This is a genomic window from Bifidobacterium callitrichidarum, assembly GCF_003129905.1.
Lineage (GTDB): Bacteria > Actinomycetota > Actinomycetes > Actinomycetales > Bifidobacteriaceae > Bifidobacterium > Bifidobacterium callitrichidarum.
On record NZ_QFFM01000009.1, the window covers coordinates 106,493 to 117,193 of the forward strand.

Annotated in this window: 8 protein-coding genes and 1 pseudogene; all 9 read left to right on the forward strand. The window is 65.2% G+C overall.

The window, feature by feature from the left end:
- Positions 1-144 precede the first annotated feature (144 nt).
- Positions 145-744 carry an ECF transporter S component gene (locus tag DF196_RS05490; protein WP_109056876.1) on the forward strand — a complete coding sequence of 200 codons (600 nt, stop codon included), beginning with the start codon at positions 145-147 and terminating at the stop codon, positions 742-744.
- A complete protein-coding gene (locus tag DF196_RS05495) occupies positions 744-2,354 on the forward strand; it encodes an ABC transporter ATP-binding protein (protein ID WP_109056877.1) in 1,611 nt (536 codons plus the stop codon). The genes DF196_RS05490 and DF196_RS05495 overlap by 1 nt, the downstream gene beginning before the upstream one ends.
- Positions 2,351-3,256 (forward strand): energy-coupling factor transporter transmembrane component T family protein, encoded by a 906-nt coding sequence (locus DF196_RS05500; protein ID WP_109056878.1) that lies wholly within the window; start codon positions 2,351-2,353, stop codon positions 3,254-3,256. Before DF196_RS05495 ends, DF196_RS05500 begins: the two co-directional genes overlap by 4 nt.
- 169 nt (positions 3,257-3,425) lie before the next feature.
- Positions 3,426-4,400 carry a TrmH family RNA methyltransferase gene (locus DF196_RS05505; protein ID WP_109056879.1) on the forward strand — a complete coding sequence of 325 codons (975 nt, stop codon included), beginning with the start codon at positions 3,426-3,428 and terminating at the stop codon, positions 4,398-4,400.
- 65 nt (positions 4,401-4,465) lie between these two features.
- The gene (gene pheS / locus DF196_RS05510) at positions 4,466-5,533 is read left to right on the forward strand and encodes a phenylalanine--tRNA ligase subunit alpha (protein WP_109056880.1); all 1,068 of its coding nucleotides are present in this window, start codon (positions 4,466-4,468) and stop codon (positions 5,531-5,533) included.
- Positions 5,534-5,540: 7 nt separating this feature from the next.
- The gene (gene pheT, locus DF196_RS05515) at positions 5,541-8,150 is read left to right on the forward strand and encodes a phenylalanine--tRNA ligase subunit beta (RefSeq protein WP_109056881.1); all 2,610 of its coding nucleotides are present in this window, start codon (positions 5,541-5,543) and stop codon (positions 8,148-8,150) included.
- A gap of 245 nt (positions 8,151-8,395) precedes the next feature.
- On the forward strand, positions 8,396-9,151 hold the full coding sequence (locus DF196_RS05520) for a hypothetical protein (protein WP_109056882.1): 756 nt from the start codon (positions 8,396-8,398) through the stop codon (positions 9,149-9,151).
- A 320-nt stretch (positions 9,152-9,471) separates the two neighbouring features.
- The gene (gene argC, locus DF196_RS05525; protein ID WP_109056883.1) at positions 9,472-10,566 is read left to right on the forward strand and encodes an N-acetyl-gamma-glutamyl-phosphate reductase; all 1,095 of its coding nucleotides are present in this window, start codon (positions 9,472-9,474) and stop codon (positions 10,564-10,566) included.
- Between the two features lie 20 nt (positions 10,567-10,586).
- Positions 10,587-10,701 (forward strand): annotated as a pseudogene (locus DF196_RS13560) (bifunctional ornithine acetyltransferase/N-acetylglutamate synthase); the annotation flags it as partial.

The window sequence follows — 10,701 nt, forward strand, 5'->3', positions numbered from 1 at the left end:
AGAGGAGACGGAAGTCTCGACCGATGGAACGTGACCGGGTAATGCCGGTGCACGGAATTGTCGCTCTTATTTACCCGTGCCTGAACCAATCCGCGTGGGGTTACTCGTCATGACCCGCGCGAAGAGAGAAGAGAGGGCACTCACATGGCACAAGCTGTTGCCAAAGCCAACTACAAGTGGCGCGTCGTCGATATCGTCGTGGCCGCAATCATCGCCGTTGCATCCGGCGTCATTTTCTGGGGCTGGGACATCGTCTGCACCGTCCCGCTGGCCATCTTCGAAGGCGTGACCCCCGGTTTCGAGGGTCTGCTTAACGGATTTTGGCTGTTCGGCGGCCCGCTGGCCGCCATCATCGTGCGCAAGCCGGGCGCTGCGCTGTTCGCCGAGACGCTCGCCGCGTTCCTAGAGCTCACCCTGGGCAACCAGTGGGGTGTGGGCGGCTCCCTGATCATCGGCATCATCCAGGGTCTGGGCGCCGAGATCGCGTTCGCCGTGTTCGCCTACAAGAAGTGGAACATCGGCACCACCCTGCTGTCCGGCGCGCTTGCCGGCGTGGGCTGCTGGGCCTACTACTGGGCCACCAACCCGAGCTGGAACGCCATGCGCGTGAGCATGTACCTGATCTGCTCCATCATCTCCGGCCTGGTGATTGCCGGCGTGGTGGTCTGGTTCCTCTCCCGTGCCCTTGCCGCCACGGGTGTGCTCGACCGCTTCGAGTCCGGTCGCGCCGAGGCCCGCGTCTGATGAGGGTCGAACCGGCTGCGGTCAAGGCCAGCGGCTGGGGCTGGCGGCACGCGACGCGCAAAGATTTCGCGTTGCGTGCCGTCGATTTCGCCATCCGGCCAGGCGAACGTGTGCTGCTGCTCGGTGCCTCCGGTGCGGGCAAGAGCACGCTGATGGCCGGTCTCGCCGGCGTGCTCGGCGGCGATGAGGAAGGCGAGCAGGAAGGCTCCCTGACCATCGACGGCGTGGACGCTCGCGAGGCACGAGGCCGCGTGGGCCTGGTGCTCCAGGACCCGGACTCGCAGATCATTCTTGAACGATTGGGCGATGACGCGGCCTTCGGTTGCGAGAACCTCAACGTGCCGCGCTCCGAAATCTGGGAGCGCGTGCGTGAATCGCTTGATCTGGTGGGGTTGGGAGCGTTGGATTTGCGCCGTTCCACCCGACATCTTTCCGGCGGACAGCGTCAGCGCCTGGCATTGGCCGGCGTTCTGGCCATGAAGCCGGGTCTGCTGCTGCTTGACGAGCCGACCGCGAACCTCGATCCCGCGGGCGTGCAGGAAGTGCATGACGCGGTTCGACAGGTCATCGAGACCACTGGCCAGACCATGGTGGTAGTCGAGCATCACATCGACGTGTGGCTGGATCTGGTCGATCGTGTGATCGTGCTCGGCCGTCCGGATGCCGATTCGTTATCCGGCGGTGTTATCGCGGACGGCACGCCAGCCGAGGTGTTCGCCTCGATGGGCGACTTGCTCGCCGAGGGCGGCGCGTGGGTGCCGGGGCGTGCGATCCCCGATTATCGTCCGGGCACGCGCGTCATCGTGGAAGCCGACGATACGGAGGCCTTGCCTGCGGACAGTAACGTGGACAGTAATAAGGAATCGGCTTCTGCCGGTGATCAGTCTGATATAGACGGTTTCGGCAATGACGTGAAGACGGTTGCCGCCAAAACCGCCGGACATCCCGTGCTGAGCTGTCGTGATCTGAGCTTCGGTCGTGGCACCGCGCTGGGCACCGGCATCGATCTTGACTTCCACGCGGGCGAGGTAACGGCGTTGATGGGGCCGAACGGTGCCGGCAAATCTACATTCGCTTTGACGTTGGCCGGTCTGCTCCGGCCCATCGACGGACAGGTACTGGTCGCTGAGGAACTGGCGCCGAGCCCGAACCGTCGTGAGCCGATCCACTGGAAGAGCCGGGAGCTGCTGGGGCGCATCGGTATGGTGTTCCAGGAGCCCGAGCATCAGTTCGCCGCGAATTTCGTCCGCGACGAGGTGTCCATCGGCCCCAAATCCATGGGACAGAGCCAGGACGAGGCGTATCGGACGGCGGATCGCATGCTGGAGCGCATGAACCTGACGCGCTTCGCCAAGGCCAACCCATACACCTTGTCCGGCGGAGAGAAACGCCGCCTGTCCGTGGCTTCCATGCTGGCCGCCGCACCGAGGATTCTGGTTATGGATGAGCCGACATTCGGCCAGGACTTCCGTACATGGACCGAAATGGTCCGGTTGATCGCTGCTATCCGTGATCATGGTTCGTGCGTGATCATGGTGACGCACGACGAGGCGCTGGTGGATGCGCTGGGTGCGCGTCGCGTGATGTTCCAGGAGGGAAGCGAGGCATGAGCGAGAGCGTGAGCATTCGTATTGCGGGTGCCGGGCGTGATTCGGCATCCGATGCCGCGGTGAAGCCGGCCGTCTCCGATGTGGTGACCGTCAGCGCGCAGGATACGCGCGAGGATCCGCTGAAGCCGGCTTCACCCTCATGGTTCGTGGCGAAGGTCAATCCGGTGAGCCGCATCATCGGCGCGCTGCTGCTGTGCATCCCGATGTTCTTCAGCCTTGATTTGGTCTCCGCCACCACGGCGCTTGGCATTGAATTCGTGTTGCTGTGGATCGGCGGCGTGGCTCCATGGACCGTGTGCCGGCGCACATGGCCGGTGTGGATCGCCGCGCTCGGCAGCTTCATCTCCGTATTCCTGTATGCCAAGGTATCCGGCCGGATTCTCTGGTCCGTGGGCTGGATCGTGATCAGCGAGGGCTCGTTCCCGCTGGCTCTGGCCACTGCGATTCGTGTCGCGGCCATAGCCGTGCCCGGCGTGATTCTGGCGCTTGGCCTTGACCCCACCGATCTGGCCGACGGACTGGTGGAGATCCTGCATTTCTCGCCGCGATTCGTCTACGGGGGCCTGGCTGGCATGCGTATGTTCACGCTGCTGCAGGACGATTGGCGTGCGCTCGGCCTGTCCCAGCGCTCCCGCGGCCTTGGCGACGGCAACGCCGTCTCTCGCGCCCTCTCCCAGGCGTTCGGCCTGCTGGTGCTTTCCATCCGCCGGGCCACCAAGCTTGCTACGGCCATGGAGGCTCGTGGTTTCGGTTCCGACGCTCCGCGCTCCCAGGCTCGCATCTCCCGGCTCAAGGCCGTCGATTGGCTGTTCTATGCCATCTGCCTGTCCGTGCCGCTGATCTCCCTCGGCGTGGCCATCGCCACAGGCCATTGGCGTCTCGCCTTCACCGGTGGCGCCTGATTGGCGGTATCGCCGCACGGAACGTATATCGCAAGGCCATAAGGCTTCCAGGTGACTGGGCTCCACTGCCCGGTCACTTTTTTATATACCGACCGGTTCGGCATCTGAGCATCTGAAGACGGTGGCCCGAATCTGCGACGTTACCTATGGTTGGGGTAGGCTGTGGCGTATGCCGATTAACGCCCAGATTCTTGATAATCCCAAATCCGACCGTGTGCGCCGCATCGCGGACCTGACGCGCTCCAAGGGGCGCGAGCGGTCGGGCCGGTTCCTCATCGAGGGACCGCAGTCGGTGCGTGAGGCCGTCACCTGGCGGCCGGACGTGGTGCAGGATCTGTATGTGGAGGTGAGCCAGGCGCTCGACCATCCGCGCATCGTCTCGTCCACGCTTGCCAAAATCGTCGAGAAATCACAGGACGCCACCATCTATGTGCATCAGTGCACCGGCGAGGTGATCCGCCGCATCAGCCCGGACGCGCAGGGCATCCTGGCCGTGGGCAATGCGCGCGCCATGCGCGTGGACGTCGCCGACTTCGAAATCGACGGCGGCAAGTCCGGTGATTCCGACGATTCCGCCGACTCCGGTAAGACCCTCAACATCGCCGCCTTCTGGCAGGTGCGCGACCCAGGCAACGCCGGCACCGTGATCCGCGCGGCCGACGCTGCCGGATGCGACGCCGTGGTGTTCGTGGACGACTGCGTGGACGTGCTCAATCCCAAGGTGATCCGTTCCACCGCGGGCTCCCTGTTCCACCTGCCGGTCCTGACCATGGGCACCGACGAGTTCTTCACATGGGCCGCCGCCCAGCATATGGACGTTTGGGCCGCCGACGTGTACGGCACCCCCGACCGCAAGCCGGAAAGCCTGCCCACGGTGCTGGCGGGGCTGACGGAAGTGGATGATACAACCGATAGAACCGATGCGGCGGACCACGCGATCGCTGTGGAATCGCCCGCATCTCAGGGCTCCCGCGCCGTGCTGTTCGGCAACGAGGCACGCGGACTGGAGACCGAGATCCTGCGCAAGTGCGACCGTATCGTCTCCATCCCGCTCTACGGCAAGGCCGAATCGCTCAACCTCGGCACCTCGGCCGCGGTGATGCTGATGAGCCTGGCTATGTCGCGTCATATTGAAACAATGTGAGTTTGGAAAATACGCTGCAAACATTAGAAAACCGCGTTGAGAAATCATCGGACGAAAGGGTTCTCGTGGCAGAACAACTGGTGTTCGACGCCGACCAGGTGACCGCAGCGGTCGCCGAGGGCATCGAGAAAATCCAAGGAGCCTCCACTCTGGAGGAGCTCAAGGCCATCAAGACACAGTATGCAGGCGCCGATTCGGCGATGACCCAGGCCAGCAAGGCCATCGGATCCCTGCCCGCGGCCCAGAAGAAGGAAGCCGGCAAGCTCATGGGCAAGCTGCGCGCCGACTTCGGCCGCGCGTACGGCCCCAAGGAGGCCGAGCTCAAGGAAGCCGCCGAGAAGGCCGCGCTCGCCGCCGAAACCGTGGACATGACGCTGCCAATCAACCGCAAGCCGCTGGGCGCCCGCCACCCGCTGGCCAAGCTGATGGAGGACGTCGAGGACTTCTTCATCTCCATGGGCTGGCAGATCTCCTCCGGCCCGGAGGTTGAGGCGGAGTGGTACAACTTCGACTCCCTGAACTTCGGCCCGGACCACCCGGCCCGCCAGATGCAGGACACCTTCTACGTCAAGGGCAACCAGGCCAAGGACGCCGCCGGCTTCGTGGGCTCCAACATGGTCGTGCGCACGCAGACCTCCTCCGATCAGGTCCGTGCGCTGCTCACCCGTGGCGTGCCGCTGTACATCGCCAGCCCGGGCCGCGTGTTCCGCACCGACGAGCTGGACGCCACCCACACCCCGGTGTTCCACCAGTGCGAGGCCCTCGCCGTGGACAAGCACCTGACCATGGCCGATCTGAAGGGCGTGCTGGACAAGCTCGCCGTGGCCATGTTCGGCCCGGAGGCCAAGACCCGCCTGCGCCCGAGCTACTTCCCGTTCACGGAGCCGAGCGCCGAGCTCGACCTGTGGTTCCCGGACAAGAAGGGCGGCCCCGGCTGGCTCGAATGGGGTGGCTGCGGCATGGTCAACCCGAACGTGCTCAAGTCCGCCGGCATCGACCCGGAGGTCTACACCGGCTTCGCGTTCGGCGTGGGCATGGAGCGCACGCTCCTGCTGCGCAGCGACATCAACGATATGCATGACCTGGTCGAAGGCGACGTCCGTTTCGCCGAACAGTTTGTGATGGGGGAGTGAGTTACCCATGCCTATGATCGATATCGATTGGCTCAAGGACCACGTCGAGGTTCCCGAGGGCCTGACCTACGAACAGCTCGCCAAGGACCTGGTCAAGGTGGGCCTTGAGGAAGAGGAGATCCACTCCTCCCAGGTGACCGGCCCGATCGTGGTGGGCTACGTGGTGGACGCCACCCCCGAACCGCAGAAGAACGGCAAGATCATCAACTGGTGCCACGTCGACTGCGGCGACGAATGGAACGAGACCGACGAGAACGGCAACAAGGTGCCGCGTGGCATCATCTGCGGCGCGCCCAACATGAAGGCCGGCGAGAAGGTCGTCGTGACCCTGCCCGGCGCCGTGCTGCCCGGCGACTTCAAGATCGAGCCGCGCAAGACCTACGGCCACATCTCCAACGGCATGTGCGCCTCCGAGCGCGAGCTGGGCCTGGGCGACAACCACAACGGCATCATCCTGCTGCGCGAATACGGCTTCTCCAAGGCCGAGTATGACGCGCTCAAGCCCGGCCAGGACGCGATGCACCTGCTGCACCTCGACCAGCCACTGCTGGAGATCAACATCACCCCGGACCGCGGCTACACGCTGTCCTACCGTGGCGTGGCCCGCGAATACCACCACTCCACCGGCCAGCCGTACACTGATCCGGCCGTGGCACTCAACGAGAAGGCCCCGGAACCGTCCGACTACCAGCCCGGCACCAAGGTCGACATCGACATCGAGATCGATGACAACAACCCGATCCACGGCGTGCCCGGTTGCGACCGTTACTACGCCCGCGTGGTGAAGAACTTCGACCCCACCGCCAAGACGCCGAACTGGATGCGCCGCCGCCTGACCCGCGCCGGCATGCGCTCCCTGTCCCTGGCCGTGGACGTGACCAACTACGTGATGCTCGACCTGGGCCAACCCATGCACGCCTACGACCTCGACAAGATCGAGGGCCCGATCGTGGTGCGCCGCGCGAACGCCGGCGAGAAGCTCACCACGCTCGACGGCAAGGAGCACGAGCTCAGCACCGAGGACCTGCTCATCACCGATTCCCCGAACGGCGAGCGTGGCTCCCGCATCCTCGGCCTGGCCGGCGTGATGGGTGGCCTGTATGGCGAAGTGACCTCCGAGACCAAGAACATCCTGCTGGAGGCCGCGCACTTCGACCAGGTGACCATCGCCCGTTCGGCCCGCCGCCACAAGATCCCGTCCGAGGCCTCCCGCCGCTTCGAGCGCGGCGTGGACACCGCGCTGCAGCCGGCCGCCACCGAGATGGCCGCCGAACTGCTGGCCCGCTACGGCAACGGTGAGCCCAGCGACTTCCCGAACGACGTGAACAACACGCCCCGCCCGAAGACCATCCACTTCAAGGCCACCGAAGTGGCCCGCGTGGCCGGCCTCGACGTGGACATCAACCGCATCTCCGACATCCTCACCGACATCGGCTGCACCGTGGCCGGCGGCGGCAACGGCGAATTCTCCGTGACCGCGCCGACCTGGCGTCCGGACCTGAACGAGCCGTGCGACCTGGTCGAGGAGATCGCGCGTCTGGTGGGCTACGACCAGATTCCGGTCAGCGTGCCGCCGGCCCCGGTCGAGGGCCTTGTGGGCCTGACCCCGAACCAGCTGCGTCGCCGCCGCGTGGCGGACGAGCTGGCCGAGTACGGCATGGTCGAGGCGCTCAGCTACCCGTTCGTGGGTGACGAGGACTACAAGTCCTTCGACTACGATCCCGCCGCCACCAAGAAGGTGAGCGTGGAGATCGCCAACCCGCTGTACGGCGACCGTCCGTACCTGCGTCGCGAGATTCTGCCCACCCTGGCCACCACCGTGCAGCGCAACATCCGCCGCGGCATCGAGAACGTGTCCCTCTACGAGCTGGGCCACGTCTACCTGTGGGATCCGAACGCGCCCGCCATCCCGGCCCTGCCCGGCGGCGTGCGTCCGACCGCCGAACAGCTTGCCGCGCTCGACGCCGGCCTGCCGGATCAGCCCGACCATGTGGCCGGCATCCTGACCGGCCTGGCCGAGGACGAGGGCTGGCTGGGCGGCAAGCGCCCGGTCGACTGGTCCGACGCCGTCGAGGCCATTCGCCGCATCGCCGGCCGTATCGGTGCCCCCATCGAGCTCGACCAGCCCGCCGCCGAGGACGTGCCCGTGCAGTGGCACCCCGGCCGCGCCGCCCGCGTGATGGTGGGCGAGACGTTCGTCGGCTGGGTCGGCGAGCTGCACCCGCGCGTCAACGAGGCTCTAGGCTTCCCGTGCCACTCCGCCGCGTTCGAGCTCAACCTCACCGCGCTGTTCGCCACCCTGAGCGGCAAGCCTGTGCAGGCCAAGCCGATTTCCACGTTCCCGCCCGTCAAGCAGGATCTGGCCTTCACCGTGGACTCCACGGTGTCCGCCGCCCAGCTTGAGGCCGCGATTCGTGAGGCCGCCGGCGCGAACCTCGAATCCATCGAACTGTTCGACGTCTTCACCGGCGAGCAGGTGGGCGAGGGCAAGAAGTCCCTGGCCTACGCCGTGGTGTTCCGTTCCCCGGACAAGACCCTGTCCGCCGAGGACAGCGACGCCATCCGTCAGGCCATCGTGGCCAAGGCCGCCGAACTTGGCGCCCAGCTGCGAGCCTGACCGCAACACGGAGGCTCTGTTCTGCCACGATTCCATGAGACTACCCCTCAGTCACCTTCGGTGACAGCTCGTCCTGCAATTGAGGACGAACTTCGTTCGTGTTCAATTGGCTCGACTGTCGTCTCGCACATTGCCTACAAACAGCTCCGCTGTTTGCTTTACGGCAATGTCCTGACAAGGGGAGCCGAGGATGTTTCCACCAATCGTGGCAGAACAGAGCCGATTCATATCTCACAAGGAGCGCCATGAGCCAGCCGGAGAACAATCAACCGGAATACGGGCAGTACCAACAGCCCGAATACGGTGCGATGAGGAGCCAGTACGGCCCGAATTACAATCCGTATATCTATGGCGCTCCCGATACCACCACCAGCCAATCCGCGACCGGTGCCAACGATGGCACGAGTACTCCCGGCACCGCCGGAGCCCAGCAGCCACCGATTGGCTGGCAGCAGCCCGCAGCCGGACCGTACGGTCAGGCCGGGCAGAACTGGCAGTCGGGCCAGTCCGGTCCGCAGCCGGGGCAGTCTGGCCAGCAGTCCGGACCGGGCTACTATCCGGGCGGCTACCCCGGCATCCAGGGCCAGCCGTACCCCGTCCCCCGGCAGGGCGCGAACGGCAACGGCCAGGCCGGTCCGCAGGGCCAGCATCGTTCGCCCCGTTTCTACAACGGCATCAATCTCGACGACCCCTCCCAGAACCCGCTGTACGGGCACTGGGACTCGTACGCGATCATCGCGTTCGTGCTCGCGCTGTTCTTCCCGGTGCCGGTGCTCTCGGCACTGATGGGCGGCGTGGCCATGTGGCGCACCCGTACCTTCCACATGAAGGGCTTCGGACTCGCGGTGGCCGCCGTGATCATCAACATCCTGTACACAATCGCCGTGATTTGGATGGCCCTGAACGGTGTGGACGCCTCCACGCTCTACCAGGAGGCCCTGCAGCAGCTTATGGGCGGCATGGGAGGTTCCGGTTCTTCCGGTGATTCCATCTCCGCGTGATTCCGGTGTGATTCCACCTAATGCCGTGTAATACGGGAATCGGCCTTCGGTCGTGGGCTTCACAACAGTCCACAGCCGAAGGCCGAATGTCTTAGGCTCCGTTAAACCAAGATTGACATCAATGTCGTTGGACTACCCCTCAGTCGGCTTCGCCGACAGCTCCCCTGACAAGGGGAGCCTGAGAGTAAGGGTCATGCCAATCTTGGTTCAACGGAGCCTTTTCCTACGTCCACATACCAACACACCCACTGCATAAATATGCATGAGTCTGCATAATCGCGTATACTCGTCCAAGACACATCAGTTGAAAAGAGATGAGTATGGCGAAATACACAGTGGCCGTGGCCGGTGCCACGGGTTATGCCGGTGGCGAGGCGCTGCGCATCCTTGCGGCGCACCCCGACTTCGAGGTCACCTGCGTGGCCGGTCACTCCTCGGTGGGCGACTCCATGGCCAAGCACATGCCGCATATTCCCCAGCTGGCCGGTCTGACGGTGGAGGACACCACGCCGGAAGTCCTGAACGGTCACGACGTCATCATCCTTGCCCTGCCGCACGGCGCGTCCGGCAAACTCGCATCCCAGCTCGACCCGAACGCGGTGGTTGTGGATTTGGGCGCCGACCACCGTCTGGAAGAGCAGAGCGCATGGGACGAGTTCTACGGCGGCGACTTCTACGAGCATTGGACATACGGTATGCCCGAGCTCATCACCGGCAAGACCGCGGACGGCGCCTACACCCGCCAGCGCGAGGCCCTGCCCGGCACCAAGCGCATCGCGGGCCCCGGCTGCAACGTCACCGCCACCACGCTGGCCCTCCAGCCCGGCATCGCCGAAGGACTGGTCGAGCCCAAGAGCATCGTGGCCGATTTGGTGGTCGGCTATTCCGGAGCCGGCAAGAACCTCAAGCGCACCAACCTGCTGGCCTCCGAGGCCCTGCAGTCCGCACTGCCGTATTCGGTGGGCGGCACGCACCGACACATCCCCGAGATCCTGCAGAACTTCGCCCACGCCGCCGGCAAGAGCGCTGCGGCCGCCAGCGAGTTCACGCTCGGCTTCACGCCGATTCTGGCGCCCATGTCCCGAGGCATCCTGGCCACCGTCTCCGCAGTGATGACGGACAAGGCGCAGGCCATGAGCGACGAGGAGATCCGCGCCGTATGGGCCAAGGCCTATGAAGGCCAGGACTTCATGGTGCTGCTGCCCGAAGGCATGCTGCCCGCGACCGGCAACATCATCGGCTCGAACGCGGCGCACCTGCAGGTGGTCACCGACCGCAAGTCCGGCCGCATCTACGCCTTCGCCGCCATCGACAACCTCAACCGTGGCACCGCCGGACAGGCGGTCCAGTCCCTGAACATCGCACTCGGCCTGCCGGAAGACGCGGGCCTGACCAAGATCGGAGTCGCACCGTGAGCGTCCCCTTCGCACAAGGTTTCTCCGCCGCCCCCGTGCTGGCGAGCCGCAAGGCCGGGGCCGACGGTCACATCAAGGCCGTGATACTGAACTCCGGCGGTGCCAACGCCTGCACCGGCGAGGCCGGCTACCAGC

What these genes read in the sequence shown, in the direction of transcription:
- DF196_RS05500 (WP_109056878.1), top strand. Translation starts at nt 2,351, where the DNA reads ATGAGCGAGAGCGTGAGCATTCGTATTGCGGGTGCCGGGCGTGATTCG.
- DF196_RS05505 (WP_109056879.1), top strand. Translation starts at nt 3,426, where the DNA reads ATGCCGATTAACGCCCAGATTCTTGATAATCCCAAATCCGACCGTGTG.
- argC (WP_109056883.1), top strand. Translation starts at nt 9,472, where the DNA reads ATGGCGAAATACACAGTGGCCGTGGCCGGTGCCACGGGTTATGCCGGT.
- DF196_RS05490 (WP_109056876.1), top strand. Translation starts at nt 145, where the DNA reads ATGGCACAAGCTGTTGCCAAAGCCAACTACAAGTGGCGCGTCGTCGAT.
- DF196_RS05495 (WP_109056877.1), top strand. Translation starts at nt 744, where the DNA reads ATGAGGGTCGAACCGGCTGCGGTCAAGGCCAGCGGCTGGGGCTGGCGG.
- pheT (WP_109056881.1), top strand. Translation starts at nt 5,541, where the DNA reads ATGCCTATGATCGATATCGATTGGCTCAAGGACCACGTCGAGGTTCCC.
- DF196_RS05520 (WP_109056882.1), top strand. Translation starts at nt 8,396, where the DNA reads ATGAGCCAGCCGGAGAACAATCAACCGGAATACGGGCAGTACCAACAG.